Annotated in this window: 10 protein-coding genes; 6 read left to right on the top strand and 4 right to left on the bottom strand. The window is 60.2% G+C overall.

Annotated features, from left to right (window positions below):
• Window positions 1-237: 237 nt before the first annotated feature.
• From mdoH to pip, 4 genes are all read right to left on the bottom strand, one after another.
• A complete protein-coding gene (gene mdoH / locus BW686_RS20440; protein WP_084919315.1) occupies window positions 238-2,817 on the bottom strand; it encodes a glucans biosynthesis glucosyltransferase MdoH in 2,580 nt (859 codons plus the stop codon).
• Window positions 2,810-4,747, bottom strand: coding sequence for a glucan biosynthesis protein G (locus BW686_RS20435; protein WP_084919394.1), 1,938 nt, complete (start codon window positions 4,745-4,747; stop codon window positions 2,810-2,812). The genes mdoH and BW686_RS20435 overlap by 8 nt, the downstream gene beginning before the upstream one ends.
• 260 nt (window positions 4,748-5,007) lie before the next feature.
• Window positions 5,008-5,445, bottom strand: coding sequence for a D-aminoacyl-tRNA deacylase (gene dtd / locus BW686_RS20430; protein ID WP_084919314.1), 438 nt, complete (start codon window positions 5,443-5,445; stop codon window positions 5,008-5,010).
• Between the two features lie 41 nt (window positions 5,446-5,486).
• On the bottom strand, window positions 5,487-6,458 hold the full coding sequence (pip, locus tag BW686_RS20425) for a prolyl aminopeptidase (protein WP_084919313.1): 972 nt from the start codon (window positions 6,456-6,458) through the stop codon (window positions 5,487-5,489).
• Window positions 6,459-6,738: 280 nt separating this feature from the next.
• Between pip and BW686_RS20420 the strand changes: the two genes are divergently transcribed.
• The 6 genes from BW686_RS20420 (at window position 6,739) to BW686_RS20395 (ending at window position 16,680) form a co-directional block, all read left to right on the top strand.
• Window positions 6,739-9,189, top strand: a complete 2,451-nt coding sequence (locus BW686_RS20420; protein ID WP_084919312.1) for a glycogen/starch/alpha-glucan phosphorylase — start codon at window positions 6,739-6,741, stop codon at window positions 9,187-9,189.
• 1,070 nt (window positions 9,190-10,259) lie between these two features.
• Window positions 10,260-13,067, top strand: coding sequence for a DUF2339 domain-containing protein (locus tag BW686_RS20415; protein ID WP_084919311.1), 2,808 nt, complete (start codon window positions 10,260-10,262; stop codon window positions 13,065-13,067).
• A gap of 25 nt (window positions 13,068-13,092) precedes the next feature.
• On the top strand, window positions 13,093-14,445 hold the full coding sequence (locus BW686_RS20410; RefSeq protein ID WP_179149340.1) for a DUF3999 domain-containing protein: 1,353 nt from the start codon (window positions 13,093-13,095) through the stop codon (window positions 14,443-14,445).
• A gap of 134 nt (window positions 14,446-14,579) precedes the next feature.
• Window positions 14,580-15,590 carry a class 1 fructose-bisphosphatase gene (locus tag BW686_RS20405; RefSeq protein WP_084919309.1) on the top strand — a complete coding sequence of 337 codons (1,011 nt, stop codon included), beginning with the start codon at window positions 14,580-14,582 and terminating at the stop codon, window positions 15,588-15,590.
• Between the two features lie 253 nt (window positions 15,591-15,843).
• Window positions 15,844-16,098 carry an outer membrane protein assembly factor BamE domain-containing protein gene (gene bamE, locus BW686_RS20400; RefSeq protein WP_084919308.1) on the top strand — a complete coding sequence of 85 codons (255 nt, stop codon included), beginning with the start codon at window positions 15,844-15,846 and terminating at the stop codon, window positions 16,096-16,098.
• Between the two features lie 3 nt (window positions 16,099-16,101).
• On the top strand, window positions 16,102-16,680 hold the full coding sequence (locus tag BW686_RS20395) for a lipocalin family protein (RefSeq protein WP_084919307.1): 579 nt from the start codon (window positions 16,102-16,104) through the stop codon (window positions 16,678-16,680).
• Window positions 16,681-16,794: the final 114 nt, after the last annotated feature.

The following is a 16,794-nucleotide window of genomic DNA, read 5'->3' as shown; positions in this document are numbered from 1 at the left end:
TGATTCTGCGGTGCGGCGCACATCTGTGACGCAGAGCGTCACCCAAAGCATTCCCACGCTGGAGCGTGAGGAACGATGATCTCAACTACCGTACACATGCTCCGCGTCACTGAGATTATCGCTCCCACGCTGGATAATCTCGTTCTGCGTCCTCGTACGACGTTATTCACCGCAGCGAGCCCAATAAAAAGCCCCTGAAGCAGTGCTTCAGGGGCTTTTTCGTTGCCGGGCGGTTTGTTAGACCAGAACCGGCTCCGGTGCTTTCACAGCAGGCTGCAAAGGCAGCAGCGGCGCGTGTGGGTCGGCTTCGATGGAAGCCCTCCACGCGGCCAGCCACTCTTCGTGACCTTCGCTCCAGACCCGCTCGTGCAGGCGGCCCAGGGCGACCGGGTCGCTCAGCAGCATCAGGCGTTCCTGGTTGCTGAGTTTTGCCGGACCGACTTTGAGCGCATGATCAACCCGCTCCATCCGCACCACTTCAATCGGTTGTGCCTGACGGTGACGCGAGGTGGCCAAGGCGCACGCCAGTGCGTTTTGACGAGGATCGACCACGGCCCGAATGAAGCCTTGTTTCAGGGCGTGCCAGCGGTTCTCGTGGGTGTACTGATCGGTAGAGATCAGCTCTTGCGGCGGCTCGAACTCTTCAGGAATCAGGAAGAATTTCTCGTCACGCGCTTTCAGGCCCAGACCGGTACGGCTGGAAATCACCGACACCGGAATCGACAGCATCAACGACACCACGATCGGCGCCAGCCACCACAGGAAGCTCGGGTTCAGCCAGAACACCAACAGTGCCCAGCACGCACCCAGCAACGTTTGCGGGCCATGACGCTTGACCGCTTCGATCCAGGGCGTGGAGTCGTCGTCGCGTTGCGGGGAGTTCCAGGTCGCAGCCCAGCCCAGGAAAGCAGCCAGTACGAAACGGGTGTGGAACAGCATGCGCACCGGCGCCAGCAGCACCGAGAACAGCATTTCCAGCAACATCGAAACCGTTACCTTGAACTTGCCGCCGAAGCCTTTCGCGCCTTTGGCCCAGATCAGAATGACGCTGAGCAGTTTAGGCAGGAACAGCAGAACAATGGTGGTCGAAAACAGCGCGACGGCTTTTTCCGGATGCCACTGCGGCCACAATGGATACAGCTGACGCGGTTCAAGGAAGTAGGTCGGCTCCATCAGCGTGTTCACTGCCAGCAAGGCGGTGGACAGCACCAGGAAGAAGAACCATAACGGCGCCGACAGATACGACATGACACCGGTCAGGAACACCGCACGGTGAACCGGGTGCATGCCCTTGACCAGGAACAGCCTGAAGTTCATCAGGTTGCCGTGGCACCAGCGGCGGTCACGCTTGAGTTCGTCGAGCAGGTTCGGCGGCAATTCTTCGTAACTGCCCGGCAGATCGTAGGCAATCCACACGCCCCAGCCGGCACGACGCATCAGCGCCGCTTCGACGAAGTCGTGAGACAGAATGGCACCGGCGAACGCACCTTTACCGGGCAACGGCGCCAAGGCGCAGTGCTCGATGAACGGCTTCATGCGGATGATCGCGTTGTGACCCCAGTAGTGGGATTCACCCAGCTGCCAGAAGTGCAGGCCGGCCGTGAACAGCGGACCATAAACCCGGGTAGCAAACTGCTGCATGCGCGCATACAGCGTGTCCATGCCCGAAGCACGTGGCGCGGTCTGGATGATACCGGCGTCTGGCGTGGCTTCCATCAAGCGAACCAGACTGGTCAGGCACTCACCGCTCATGACGCTGTCGGCATCGAGCACGACCATGTAACGGTATTCACCCCCCCAGCGACGGCAGAAGTCATCCAGGTTGCCGCTTTTACGTTTTACGCGACGGCGACGACGGCGATAGAAGATGCTGCCGAAACCTTTGATCTCGCGGCATACGTCCAGCCAGGCCTGCTGCTCGGCCACCGCAATATCGGTCTCGTTGGTGTCGCTGAGCACGAAGAAGTCGAAGCGGTCCAGGCTGCCGGTGGCCGCCACCGATTCGAACGTAGCACGCAGACCGGCGAAAACCCGCGGCACGTCTTCGTTGCAGATCGGCATGACCAGCGCGGTGCGGGCACCGGCTTCGATCGGCTCGTTACCGGCGCTGGCACCCGAGATACGGTACTTGTCGCGACCGGTGAGCAATTCCAGAAAGCCCATCAGCGCAGTCCAGAAACCCGCCGATACCCAGCAGAACAGAATCCCGAACAGCAACAGAATGCTGGTCTGAAGTGCGTATGGCATGACCTGAAGCGCAGTCTGCACAAAGGTCTGGCGGGTGATTTCGTCCAGCGAAACCAGCGACCAGCCCTGATACGGCAGAATGCCTTTCATGTACCAGCCCGCCACAATCGTCTGACCCAGCATCAGGATCAGCAGAATGTAGCGGCGAATCGAACCGACGGTGCGCCAGCGCGACTTCGGCAAATCCCGAGGCAGATCGTCATGATCCGGCTTGGGCGGGTTGGTCTTGCCGGTCAGACGACGCCAGCCACGCACCAGAATGTTGGTGCGCCACGGCTCGGGCACCACCTTGGTCCGACGAATCGGCGGCGTGGCTTTAAGGCACAGACGACCGCTGGCATCGACGCCGAGCATCTCGGCTTCTTCCAGGTCTTCTGCGGACAGCGTCAGGCGACGCCCCACCGAAGCCTGGGCGGCCTCGGCAGGATCGTTGACAGGCTGTGCCGAAAGGCGCTCATGCAACTCGGCGAAGGTCTTGCAGCTGGCAAGTTCTGCCCGCTGCGCGTCGCTCATCGGTAGATGTGCCAGGTACTCGTTCAGAGACACGGGCACCAGTTGAGAATTACTCATCGCTTGGCAACTGATAGTTCCAGGTCTCGGTCATGACTTGCAACGTCTTGGCCGGTTCCGGATGGGTGGGCGCTGCCTCGGTTTCAGGCTGCTGATTCTCTTTACCGTCCTTCGCCTTGGCGCCATCGGCCTTGGCTGCGTCAGCCTTGGCAGTGTCGCCTTTCGCGGCGTCTGCCTTGGAGGCGTCGGCTTTGCCGGCTTCAGGTTTGGCAGCGTCGGGCTTGGCGGCTTCAGGCTTCGGCGCGTCGGCCTTGGCGATCTCTACCTGGTCGTTGGCAGACTCTTTAGAGGCGGCCGGCTTGGCAGCTTCTTTAGAGGCAGCTTCCTTGGAGGCGGCTTTCTTCTCGTCGGCTTTATCAGCCACGAGCAGCGCAGGTTCCTTGCCCGGTTCGGCAGGGATTTCACGCAGCAGGTAAGCGCTCATCTCGGTCGGCTTGCTGGAATCCTTGACCTTGACGCGCAGGGTCAGGCGATAGCCCTTGGTGACCGGGTTGTAACGCAGGTTGTTTTCAACCAGCTCGACGTTGTCGTCGGTGGTCACCTGGCTGCGAATGGTCTTGTCTTCCGGCAAGGCGGCCAACACCGGGCCAACGAAGTCGACCAGGAACGCAAGGCTGCCATCCGGCTGACGAACCAGGTTGGACTGACGCACATCACCGATGGAGCGTTGAGTCTGCTTGACCCAGCCCAGGTCCGGCGAGTGAATCGAGTTTTCCTGCATGGTCCAGTGCAGACGGTAATCGAAGCTCATCTGTTCGCCTGGAGCGGCCAGCGTATCAGGCTTCCAGAACGCTACGATGTTGTCGTTGGTTTCGTCGGCAGTCGGAATCTCGACCAGATCGACAGTCCCTTTGCCCCAGTCACCCTTCGGCTCGATCCAGGCGCTTGGGCGCTTGTCGTAGCGGTCATCGAGGTCTTCGTACTGACTGAAGTCGCGACCGCGCTGCAGCAGACCGAAACCACGCGGGTTCTCGACCGAGAAGCTGCTGACGGACAGGTGTTTAGGGTTGTTCAACGGGCGCCACAGCCACTGACCATTGGCAGCCTGAATCGACAGACCGCTGGAGTCATGCAGTTCGCGACGGAAGTTAGGCACACGCGATGGCTGGTTGGCGCCGAACAGGAACATGCTGGTCAACGGAGCAACGCCCAGCTTGGTGACCTTGTCACGCAGGAACATGCGCGATTTTACGTCAACCAGGGTGTTGGTGCCAGGACGCAGGGTCAACTGGTACGCACCCGTAGCACGTGGCGAGTCGAGCAGCGCGAAGATCACCAGATGGTTGTCATCCGGGCCTGGCTTCTCGATCCAGAATTCCTTGAAGCGCGGAAACTCTTCGCCCGATGGCAGCGCGGTGTCGATGGCCATGCCGCGTGCGGACAGACCGTACACCTGACCCTTGCCGATCACGCGGAAGTAGCTCGCGCCCAGCATGGTCATGATTTCGTCCTGCTTGTCATCCTTGTTGATCGGATACAGGACACGGAAGCCGGCATAACCCAGCTTCTCGGTGGATTTCGGGTCGATCTTCAGGTCGCCGAAGTCGAAACGACTCGGGTCGTACTTGATTTCGTCGACGCTGGTCGCGGTGACTTCGTTGATCTTGACCGGCGTGTCGAAGTGCATGCCCTGGTGATAGAACGATATTTTGAACGGCGTCTTTTCGCCCGCCCATTCGGCCTTGTCATCACGGAAGCGGATCTTCTGGTAGTCGGCGAACTTCATTTCGCGCAGTTCGTTCGGCAGATTGCTCCGCGGAGCCTCGAACTTCTGCCCGGCCATTTCTTTGGCCTTTGCCGCTACATCATCAAGACTGAACGCCCACAGCTGGCCTGCACTGAACAGACACACAAGGGCCGAGCCAGCAAGAAGCGCATTGCGCAACCGCTTGACAGGTGTTTTTGGAGCATCACAGGGACTAACAATCACGAGCAACCCTCGCCGAAAACAGATGAAGAAACCAACGGCCAGCTATCGAATGCCGGGTTGGCGAGCATTGTTCCGACTCCGAATGGGCTTAATGATTCCCCAACCGGACGTCAGAACCGCTTTTGTCATACAAATGGACCAACAGTGCCGATCCCCGTAACGCGCGATTATCCAGTAGCGCGCGTGACAACGCATCAGGTATCACAAAGAATTTATCACCCACACCCCCGATAAACCGGGGGTGTGGAAAGAATCATCGTTTATGTATCAAACAAAAACGTCACAGGGCCGTCGTTTATCAGGTGTACCTGCATGTCCGCACCAAATTGGCCCGACGCTACAACCGGATGCGCGATTCTGGCCTGACTCAATAAATAGTCGAACAACTCGGCGCCCAGTGCCGGAGCAGCCGCTTTCGAGAACCCCGCCCGCAGCCCGCTTTTGGTATCGGCCGCCAGCGTGAATTGCGAAACCAGCAACAGGCCGCCGTTCACCTCACGCAACGACAGGTTCATCTTGCCCTCGGCATCGCTGAACACACGATAATTGAGCAGCTTGTGCAGCAACTTATCGGCACTGGCGCGGGTGTCTTGAGGTTCTATTCCAACCAGCACCAGTATGCCGTGATCAATGGCGCCGACGACTTCGCTTTGCACTTCGACGCGTGCATTTCGCACGCGCTGCAACAAACCTTTCATACAGGCATTTCCGGACTCAACACTTAAGGATCAGGAGGCTGTCAGGCCTCTTCGGGCGGCAGATCGAGAAGATTCTGTGCAACCTGCGCGGCCGCACGCACCAGCGCATCGGCGATGCCAGGCTCGGAGGCCGAATGCCCGGCCTCGCGGATCACCTGCAACTCGCTGCCGGGCCAGTTCTGATGAAGCTCCCACGCGTTGTCCAGCGGGCAGATCACGTCGTATCGACCGTGAACGATGATGGCCGGCAGGTGTGCAATCTTCGGCATGTCGCGGATGAGCTGGTTTTCTTCCAGAAAGGCGTTGTTCATGAAGTAATGACATTCGATGCGCGCGATGGACAGCGCGCGGTGCGGCTCGGCGAAGCGATCAACCACCTGCGGATTGGGGCGCAAGGTGGCGCAGCGACCCTCCCAGGTGGACCAGGCCTTGGCGGCATGCATCTGGGCGATCTGGTCCGGACCGGTAAGGCGCTTATAGAAAGCAGCCAGAAGGTTGTCGCGCTCATCCATCGGGATCGGCGCGACGTAATCCTGCCAGTAGTCAGGAAACAGACGGCTCGCCCCGGCCTGATAAAACCAGTCGATTTCCTGCTGGCGTGCCAGAAATACGCCACGCAGGATCAGCGCATGCACGCGATCCGGGTGCGTCTGGGCGTAAGCCAGCGACAGCGTTGAACCCCACGAACCGCCGAACAGCACCCACTTTTCAATGCCCAGGTGCTCGCGAATCCGCTCGAGGTCTTCTACCAGCTTCCAGGTGGTATTGTTTTCCAGGCTGGCATGGGGCGTGGAACGACCGCACCCGCGCTGATCGAACGTAATGATGCGGTAGAGATTGGGGTCGAAGTAGCAGCGGCTGTGCGCATCGCACCCGGAACCGGGACCGCCGTGGATGAACACCACAGGCAAACCTTCAGGCGAACCGCTTTCATCGACGTAAAGCACATGCGGTTGTTCCACGGCCAGATCGTGCCGGGCGTAGGGTTTGATCTGCGGGTACAAAGTCTGCATAAGTGCTCCATAAGTCCAGTTCAGAGGCTTCTATTATTCTGCCGTGGGGCATCATAAACCCGAAACGAAGAATGAGCATGCTGCACGTCATTGATCGGGATGGAACGATCAATGCAAGTGATTTACCAATTTGAACAGTTCGCGAACCAGAGCCGTTAAGCTGGGTCGAAGCGTGAGTCGTAAACCGATTTATTTCTCTAATTTTCAGGAAATAACTGACGACACGCCTACAGTCTAAGAATCCCATATCCCATTCGTCAGACTACTTGAGGTTGTATCGATGTCTCAGGAACCACTTGTTCGTGACGCTGATGTGGCTGCTTTCCGCGCCGCCGTACTCGCCAAACTCACCTACTCGGTGGGCAAGGACCCCGCCCATGCGTTTGAGCATGACTGGTTTGAAGCCGTTGCACTCGCCGCCCGTGACCACATGGTCGAACACTGGATGGACCACACGCGACAGATTTATCGCAAGGTCCAGAAGCGCGTTTACTACTTGTCCCTGGAATTCCTGATCGGCCGGCTGCTGTATGACAGCCTGAGCAACCTCGGTCTGCTGGAAGTCGCCCGCGAAGCACTGACCGAGCTCGGTGTGGACATCGAACGTATCCGCCTGCTCGAACCGGATGCAGCGCTGGGCAACGGCGGCCTTGGCCGTCTGGCCGCCTGTTTCATGGAAAGCATGTCGACCCTCGGCATCGCGGGCCACGGTTATGGCATCCGTTACGAACACGGTTTGTTTCGTCAGGGCATCGTCGATGGCTGGCAGCAGGAACAGACCGAGAACTGGCTGGACTTCGGCAACCCGTGGGAATTCGAGCGCCCTGAAGTGGTGTATTCGATTGGCTTCGGCGGCAGCGTCGACACGGTGACGTCTGAAACCGGTGAGGCACGCCACGCCTGGCGTCCGGGCGAAACGGTCCGGGCCATCGCCTATGACACCCCCGTGGTGGGCTGGCGCGGCAAGAGCGTCAACACCTTGCGCCTGTGGCGCGCCCGTGCGGTAGAAGACCTGCACCTGGAGCGCTTCAACGCGGGCGATCACTTTGGCGCGGTGGCTGAAGTCGTGCGCGCGGAAAGCATTTCCCGTGTGCTGTACCCGAACGACGCGACCGAAGCGGGCCAGGAACTGCGCCTGCGTCAGGAATACTTCTTCGTGTCCGCATCGTTGCAGGACTTGCTGCGTCGTCACCTGAACCAGCACGCCACGCTGACCGACCTGGCCGATCATGCTGCGATCCAGATGAACGACACGCACCCTTCGATTGCGGTTGCCGAACTGATGCGTCAGTTGATCGACAACCACAATATTCCATGGGACACCGCCTGGAAAATCACCGTTGGCACCCTTGGTTACACCAACCACACGCTGCTGCCGGAAGCGCTGGAGACCTGGTCAGTCGGCCTGATGGAGCGGATGCTGCCGCGCCACATGCAGATCATCTACCTGATCAACGCACAGCACATCGACACGCTGCGCGCCAAAGGTGTCGACGACGTCAATGTGCTGCGCGCGGTGTCGCTGATCGAAGAAGACAACGGCCGCCGGGTACGCATGGGCAACCTCGCGTTCCTCGGGTCGCACAGCGTCAACGGCGTTTCGGCGCTGCACACTCAGCTGATGCGCAAGACGGTGTTCGCCGAACTGCACAAAATCTACCCGGACCGGATCAACAACAAAACCAACGGCATCACGTTCCGCCGCTGGTTGTTCCAGGCCAACCCGAAGCTCACCGAAATGCTGGTCGAAGCGCTGGGCGAGGATGTGCTGGACAACGCCGAAACACGTTTGAAAGAGCTGGAGCCGTTCGCCGACAAGTCGTCGTTCCGCAAGCAGATGGCCGATCAGCGTCTGCACAGCAAACGTGCGCTGGCAGCGATCATTCATGAACGGCTGGGCATTGCGGTCAATCCGGCGGCGATGTTCGATGTTCAGGTCAAACGGATTCACGAATACAAACGTCAACTGTTGAACCTGTTCCACACCGTGGCGCTGTATCAGGCCATTCGTGCCGAACCGGGCACAGACTGGGTACCGCGGGTGAAGATCTTCGCGGGCAAGGCGGCCGCCAGTTATCACTCGGCCAAGCTGATCATCAAGCTGACCAACGACATCGCACGGACCGTGAACAACGACCCGACCGTTCGCGGCCTGCTGAAAGTCGTCTTCATGCCTAACTACAACGTCAGCCTGGCCGAAAGCATCATCCCGGCAGCGGACCTTTCCGAGCAGATTTCCACGGCCGGTCTGGAGGCATCGGGCACCAGTAACATGAAGTTCGGCCTCAACGGCGCACTGACCATCGGCACGCTGGACGGTGCCAACGTGGAAATGAGCGAACAGGTCGGCCTGGAACACATGTTCATTTTCGGCATGACGTCGCAGCAGGTTGAAGCACGCAAGCGCGCAGGCGACTTCAGTGCTCACGGTGACGTGGCTGCGTCGGGACGTCTGAACGATGTGCTGCAGGCGATCCGTGGCGGGGTGTTCTCGCCTGATGACCCGAACCGCTATGTGGGCCTGGTGGATGAGCTGCTGGCGTATGACCGCTTCCTGGTCTGCGCCGACTTCGATTCGTACTGGGCGGCTCAGGCCAAGGTCGAAGAACGCTGGCACGACTCCAAGGAATGGTGGCGTTCGGCGGTGCTCAACACCGCACGCATGGGCTGGTTCTCTTCGGACCGGACCATTCGTGAATACGCAGGCGACATCTGGAAAGCGCTGGACTGATCTGGCGCTACTCAGGCACTCACAAGACTCGCGTTACCGCGCTCCAGCGCCGAGCGTTATACGCGAGTCTTGTGGGAGCTTGCTCGCGAAGAGGCCAGCACCGCTGCCTCAGCAAACAAGGCGTTTGAACCAACGTCTTCGTGAGCAAGCTCACTCCCACAGGGATGGCACTCACTCGACTCGCGTTACCGCGTTCCAGAACCGAGCGTTACACGCAAGTCTTGTGGGAGCGAGCTTGCTCGCGAAGAGTCCAGCACTGCTGCCTCAGCAAACAAGGCGTTTGAACCAACGTCTTCGTGAGCAAGCTCACTTCCACATGGATGCCACTCACTTGTCTGGCATTACCGCGCTCCGCCGCTGAGCGTTACACGCAAGTCTTGTGGGAGCGAGCTTGCTCGCGAAGAGGCCAGCACTGCTGCCTCAGCAAAGAAGGCGTTTGAACCAACGTCTTCGTGAGCAAGCTCACTCCCACAGGGATGCCACTCACTTGACTGGCATTACCGCGCTCCGCCGCTGAGCGTTACACGCAAGTCTTGTGGGAGCGAGCTTGCTCGCGAAGAGGCCAGCACCGCTGCCTCAGCAAAGAAGGCCTGTGAACCAACGTCTTCGTGAGCAAGCTCACTCTCACAAGGAGGGCACTCACAAGACTCGCATTACCGCGTTCCAGAACCGAGCGTTATACGCAAGTCTTGTGGGAGCTTGCTCGCGAAGAGGCCAGCACTGCGGCCTCAGCAAAGAAGGCGTTTGAACCAACGTCTTCGTGAGCAAGCTCACTCCCACAGGGATGCCACTCACTTGACTGGCATTACCGCGCTCCGCCGCTGAGCGTTACACGCAAGTCTTGTGGGAGCGAGCTTGCTCGCGAAGAGGCCAGCACCGCTGCCTCAGCAAAGAAGGCCTGTGAACCAACGTCTTCGTGAGCAAGCTCACTCTCACAAGGAGGGCACTCACTTGACTCGCTGTAGCGTCAGCCACGAGCAGGCTGCTGCATAAAACATTACAAACGATGTCCCCCCGCCCCTATATACTGCGCCCGATGAGCCTTCACACACCGAAAAGGATGTCGTCGCGTGCTTTGGATTTGTCTGGTAGTGGGCGGTGCAGTGCTGGGCTACTCGCTGAGTTACGACGAGTGGGCCGGTGCCTTGATTGGCGCAGTCATGGGCTGGGCGGTCTGGGCGGGTATTCGCGTGCGCGTGCTGGGCAGGCAATCCGCTGATCAGTTGCAACAACTCATCACTGCCCGTAAATCCCTCGATTCCGTTCAGCAGCGCCTGAGTGCGCTTGAGCGTCAGTCTGCGCAAGGCGTGCCGCCTGCAAAGGACAGCGCGCCGTTGCCAGTGGACGCCATTATTATCAACGCGCCGACGCAGGGTCCCGAGCTGATATGGGACCTGCCCGACGACGTGCTGCAAGCCGCGCCATCTGCCGAGCCGGTCATTCCACCCACTCAGCCCTCGACGCCCTCCGCCCCTAATCTGCTGGACAGCGCCATTGAGCGCGCCAGGAACTGGCTGCTGGGCGGCAATACGGTGTTGCGCGTCGGTGTGGTGGTGCTGTTTCTCGGCCTGGCTTTTCTGCTGCGCTATGCCACCGAGGGCATGGTCGTGCCGATTGAGGCGCGCTATGCCGGGGTTGCCGTCAGTGCGCTGGCCTTATTGGCGCTGGGCTGGTGGCTGCGGCTGCGCAACGGGCCTTACGCGCTGATGTTGCAAGGTGCAGGCGTTGGCGTTCTGTACCTGACCGTCTTTGCGGCGATGAAGCTCCATGCACTGCTCGACCCCACGCTGGGCTTCGCGCTGCTGGTGGCCATCACCAGCTTCTCGGCCATTCTCGCGCTGACCCAGAACTCGCTGGCACTGGCCTGCGCTGGCGCCCTCGGCGGGTTTGCGGCACCGATTCTGGCCTCGACCGGGCAAGGCAGCCATGTTTCGCTGTTCAGTTATTTCGCCCTGCTTAACGCAGGCATTATCGCCATCGCCTGGTTCAAGGCCTGGCGCATCCTCAACCTGATCGGGTTCGTTGGCACGTTCGGCATCGGTTTCGTCTGGGGCATGAAGGCTTACACGCCCGAGCTGTTCTGGAGCACCGAACCCTTCCTGATTCTGTTTTTCCTGATGTATCTGGTGATCGGCCTGTTGTTTGCTCGGCATAAACTGCTGGAACTCACTGACACGCCACAAAATGCCAGTCGCGAAACCCTGCTGCGCTGGTCCGCACGTCAGGGTGACTACGTCGACGGCACACTGCTGTTTGGCACACCGATAGTCGGGTTCGGTCTGCAGTACGCACTGGTTGAACACCTTGAGTTCGGTGCCGCCTTCAGCGCGCTTGCGCTGGGCCTGATCTACATGGGGCTGGCGCGCTGGCTGGCCGGACGAGCCTCAGGTCGCACGGTACTGCTGATGGAAACCTGTCTCGCCCTGGGCGTGGTGTTTGCCACGCTGGCGATCCCGCTGGGGCTTGGTTCACAGTGGACAACCAGCGCTTGGGCCGTGGAAGGCGCTGCCGTTTTGTGGCTGGGTCTGCGTCAACACCGCAGGCTGACACAGGCGTTCGGCCTGCTGCTGCAACTGGGCGCCAGCGCGATTCTGTTCAGCGGCGGCGCCGACCGCTCGGGGCAGGCATTTGCCAACGATTACTGGACGCCGATGATTCTGGCCATCGCCGCGCTGGTCAGTGCCTGGTGCGTGTTCCGCTTCAATTCCCTGACCCTCATGAACCCGGTCCGCGCCCGAAAATTGCTGATCGTCTGGGGCGCGTTCTGGTGGGTGCTGTCGCTGGCCGACGCGGCGGTCCTGCATGTGTCAGCGTCTTATCTGGCTTCCGTGTTCTTGATAGCCATTGCGCTCAGCGTGGCGCTCTGGACAGCACTCGCTGTGCGCTTGCGCTGGCCGGACCTCGCCACGTTGTGCAGCGCATTGATGCCCTTGTGCGCCGTGTCGTTGATGATCTCAATGGAGCTGCGAAACAATCCCGCAGATAACCTGGGCTGGCTGGCCTGGACAGCAGTGTTCGCCATGCACCTGCTGACCTTGCGCTACTTGTCGGACATGCTGTCCATTCTTGCAAAACGCGTCGCTCACACCGTGGGCTGCCTGCTGATCATCAGCGTGCTGGCACTGGAATTGCGCTTCGGCCTGCTGCAGTTATCCGAGCATTACAACGCTTGGCGCTGGTTGGGCTGGGCGATCCTGCCGAGCCTGTTCCTGCTGGCGATGAGTTCAAAACGGCAGTGGCCGTGGCCTGTGGAAGCCTGCCCCGAGGCGTATCACACAGGGGCAGCCGCGCCGCTGGCGGTCCTGATGCTGGTGTGGTTCTGGCTGGCGAACGTCTTCAGCGACGGCGCGGCCGATCCGCTGCCTTACCTGCCGCTGCTCAACCCACTGGAAATCGGCCTGCTGCTGTCTCTGGCTGGCGTTTGCCTGTGGATGCGCGACTACATGGCGCGCAGGCGAACCTTGCTGGTGGCAGGTGCCTCATTGTTTGCACTGACCACGGCCATGGTCATGCGCACGGCCCATCACTGGGCCGATGTGCCTTGGGACACCGTAGCGCTGCTGGAGTCGATGCGCGTTCAGGCAGGTCTGTCGATTGTCTGGACGTTAATGGCGCTGGCCCTGATGATCGGGGGCCACCTGCGCGCCAAACGAGAGATCTGGCTGGGCGGCGCAGCGTTGATCGGGGTGGTGGTGATCAAACTGTTTTTCGTCGAACTGAGCAATCGCGGCGGCATGGAGCGCATCGTTTCGTTCATCGGTGTTGGCATTCTGCTACTCGTGGTGGGATATTTCGCACCATTGCCGCCGAAACATGCTGTCAAAGAGGCCGACGAAGCACCCGGCCCGGCCCCGACTGCTGCACCTGAAACGCCATGAGGAACTGTTCTTGAGTCATCCTGCCATGAAAATCGCTGTGCTTGGCCTGGCCTTGTGCGCGGCGATCACCGCCAATGCCCAGGACAAGCCCGCAGATTTTGCCAGCCAGACGCCGCTGAGCCTAAGCGGTGAAGGCCCGTGGTATCGCCTCGAGTTACCGCTGGCCGTCCAGCTGAATGCCCGACAGACTGACTTGGGCGACCTGCGCGTGTTCAACGCCGAAGGCCAGCCGCAAGCCTACGCACTCACGCCGCGACAGCCTGCGCGCGAACAGGAACCCGCACCGATAGCGGTCAAATGGTTTGCGCTGTACAGCACCCAGGAATCCGGCGACGCAGCACCCGTCATCCGCATTGAACGGTCAAGCAACGGCAGCGTGATCGAGGTTCAGCCGCAAAGCGACATCGAAGCGGGTGAAGAGGTACTGCGCGGCTGGCTGCTGGACACCAGCGCAATCAAGGCACCGCTTGAACAGTTGATCATCGACTGGAGCGCCGAGCGCGAAGGCTTCCAGAATTTCAGCATCGAGGCCAGCGACGACCTGCAACACTGGCGTAACTGGGGCGAAGGTCAGATCGCACGGCTGTCGTTTGCCGATGAAGTGGTCGAACAGCGAGAAGTCGGCCTGCCCGGCCAGAGCGCCCGATACCTGCGCCTGCTGTGGCGCGCCCCGCACAGCGCGCCGTTGTTGATTTCCGCGCATTTGCTGAGCGCCAGCAGTGACATACCGACGCCGCCGCTGACCTGGTCGCCACCGGTCAAAGGCACGGTAGAAAGCCCCAACGAATACGTCTGGCAATTACCGGCCGGGCTGCCGATCGGGCGCGTGAAAGTCGATATCGCCCAGCCCAACAGCCTTGCACCGGCGATCCTCTACGGCCGGACAGACGCGAAACAGCCTTGGCAACCCATCAGCAGTGGTTTGTTGTATCGCCTGTCGCAAAACGGCAGCGACGTTCTGCAGGATCACTTGCAACTGCCGGGGCGCATCGTTCAACAGCTCAAGCTGGTGGTGGACGACCGGGGCGGCGGCCTGGGTGGCGAAGCGCCGCAGCTGAGTGTCGCGGTGCCAGCCACGGAAGTGGTGTTTCTGGCACGCGGTAACGGGCCTTTCACGCTGGTCGTCGGCAACCCGACAGCCAAGGCGGCGAACCTTTCGCTGGCCACGCTGATACCCGATTACAGCCCGGAAAAACTCGCGTCACTCGGCACCGCAACACCGGCCACTGCGACCATCGCCAACATGGCTGCCGCGCCGATGCCGGTGGCCCCTCAGGGGATTGATTTCAAACGCCTGGGGCTGTGGGCCGTGCTGCTGCTCGGCGTGCTGTTTCTGGGCTGGATGGCATTCAGTACCCTGCGCGCTTCAAAGCGTTGAACGGTGCGGCCTGTCGGCCGCGGTTTGCCCGACATATGAACTGAAACAGTCATAAGCCAGTCTCATAGCAGTATTACGTCGCCACTCGCGTTAAACTGCGCGGGTTTTCATACCCCCTATTTTCGGAGCTATCCATGTCCCGCGTCACACTAAGTCGTTACTTGATTGAGCAGACCCGCAGCAACAACACCCCTGCCGATCTGCGCTTCCTGATCGAAGTTGTGGCGCGCGCATGCAAGGAAATCAGCCACGCGGTCTCCAAGGGCGCGCTGGGCGGCGTACTGGGCAGCATGGGCACCGAAAACGTACAGGGTGAAGTGCAGAAGAAGCTCGACGTGATCTCCAACGAGATTCTGCTCGAAGCCAACGAATGGGGCGGTCACCTGGCCGGTATGGCGTCCGAAGAAATGGACAACGCCTACCAGATCCCGGGCAAATACCCGAAAGGCGCGTACCTGCTGGTTTTCGACCCACTGGACGGCTCGTCGAACATCGACATCAATGCCCCGGTCGGGACTATCTTTTCGGTGCTGCGTTGCCCGAACCAGTACCTGAGCCAGAACGAACCGCTGAACGAGAAAGCATTTCTGCAGCCAGGCACCGAGCAGGTTGCAGCCGGTTACGCGATCTATGGCCCGCAGACCATGCTGGTACTGACCCTGGGCGATGGCGTGAAAGGCTTCACGCTGGACCGCGAAATGGGCAGCTTCGTGCTGACCCATGAAGACATCCGTATCCCGGAATCCACTCAGGAATTCGCGATCAACATGTCCAACCAGCGTCACTGGGAAGCGCCGGTCCAACACTATGTGAACGAGCTGCTGGCCGGTGAAGACGGCCCTCTGAAAAAGAACTACAACATGCGCTGGGTTGCCGCGATGGTGGGCGACGTGCATCGCATCCTGACCCGTGGCGGTCTGTTCATGTACCCGCGCGACAGTCGTGAACCGTCCAAGCCAGGCAAGCTGCGCCTGATGTACGAAGCCAACCCGATGTCCTTCCTGGTCGAACAGGCCGGTGGCGCGTCGACCGATGGCCATCAGCGTATCCTCGACATCCAGCCCGACGGCCTGCACCAGCGTGTAGCGGTTTATCTGGGGTCCAAGGAAGAAGTGGAACGCGCAACGGCGTATCACAAAGAGTAAGACGGCTTCCTGATGCAACAGTGGCGACCCGACCCGCGCGGGTCGCCACTGAACAAATGCCCGCACAAGACGGACAGCTGAAACCCTGGCCAGCGCCCGTCTGCAGGCCAACCCTCTGATCTGCGACACAAATCCTTTCGCCCTGCGGGAACCAGATCCCGTTTTTCTCTTCTAAGCTTTCGGTACTGCGCCAGCGCCAGACTGCATCGGCCTGCACTGCGACGCGCCCCTCTTCCGTTCAGGAGCAACATCCATGTCCTTGCGCACTGTCGCGTTACTGTCCTTCTGCGTGTTACTGGCTGCCTGCAGCAAAATCACCCAGGAAAACTATTCCAAACTGTCCGCTGGCATGCCAAAGGCTCAGGTCGAGTCCTTGCTGGGCAGCCCGACGGAGTGTTCCGGTGCGCTGGGCATGTCCAGCTGTACCTGGGGCGATCAGAACACCTTTATCAGCGTGCAGTACGCAGCGGACAAGGTTGTGCTGTTCTCGGGTCAGGGTCTGAAATAACACATGATCAAGGTATTGGTACGTTTCGGAATTTTTGTCATGGCCAGCTTTCTGGCCATCGGTTTTGCCCATTCGGCTGACAACCTCGAGCCGAAGACTGTGGGCAACGTCGACCTCAAGCAGTACCAGGGCACCTGGTACGAGATCGCACGCTTGCCGATGTTCTTCCAGCGCAAATGCGCCCAGTCCGAGGCGCTGTATACGCTCAAGGACGACGGCAACATTGCGGTAACCAATCGCTGCCGCACGATTGAAGGCGAGTGGGAAGAAGCCACCGGCACTGCCTCGCCGCAGGTCCCCGGTAAAACCGACAAGCTGTGGGTCGTGTTCGACAACTGGTTCTCGCGCCTGCTGCCAGGCGTTGCCAAGGGCGACTACTGGATTCTGAACGTCAGTGAAGGCTACCGCACCGCCGTGGTCGGCAACCCGGACCGCAAATACCTGTGGCTGTTGTCGCGTACGCCGACCGTGTCTCAGGCAGACAAGGAAAACATGCTGAGCAAAGCTCGCCAGCAGGGCTACGACACCTCCCGCCTGATCTGGCGGGAGGATGACTCGAAGATCGGCAAGGGCGAGAAGTAACCAGGACTGGAGACCATGCTCCAGGCTCGCTGCTCTGCCTAATCCTGAATGCCTTGGAGAACGGGCTTCTGCCCGAAGGGCGTGGGAGCGAACTTGTTCGCGAAGACGGTGGTT

This window comes from Pseudomonas syringae (assembly GCF_002157375.1).
GTDB lineage: Bacteria > Pseudomonadota > Gammaproteobacteria > Pseudomonadales > Pseudomonadaceae > Aquipseudomonas > Aquipseudomonas syringae_T.
This window is presented reverse-complemented; position numbering and strand designations above follow the sequence as displayed.

Coding starts and splice junctions, on each gene's coding strand:
- mdoH (WP_084919315.1), bottom strand. CDS start 2,817: ATGAGTAATTCTCAACTGGTGCCCGTGTCTCTGAACGAGTACCTGGCA.
- dtd (WP_084919314.1), bottom strand. CDS start 5,445: ATGAAAGGTTTGTTGCAGCGCGTGCGAAATGCACGCGTCGAAGTGCAA.
- pip (WP_084919313.1), bottom strand. CDS start 6,458: ATGCAGACTTTGTACCCGCAGATCAAACCCTACGCCCGGCACGATCTG.
- BW686_RS20420 (WP_084919312.1), top strand. CDS start 6,739: ATGTCTCAGGAACCACTTGTTCGTGACGCTGATGTGGCTGCTTTCCGC.
- BW686_RS20410 (WP_179149340.1), top strand. CDS start 13,093: ATGAAAATCGCTGTGCTTGGCCTGGCCTTGTGCGCGGCGATCACCGCC.
- BW686_RS20405 (WP_084919309.1), top strand. CDS start 14,580: ATGTCCCGCGTCACACTAAGTCGTTACTTGATTGAGCAGACCCGCAGC.
- bamE (WP_084919308.1), top strand. CDS start 15,844: ATGTCCTTGCGCACTGTCGCGTTACTGTCCTTCTGCGTGTTACTGGCT.
- BW686_RS20395 (WP_084919307.1), top strand. CDS start 16,102: ATGATCAAGGTATTGGTACGTTTCGGAATTTTTGTCATGGCCAGCTTT.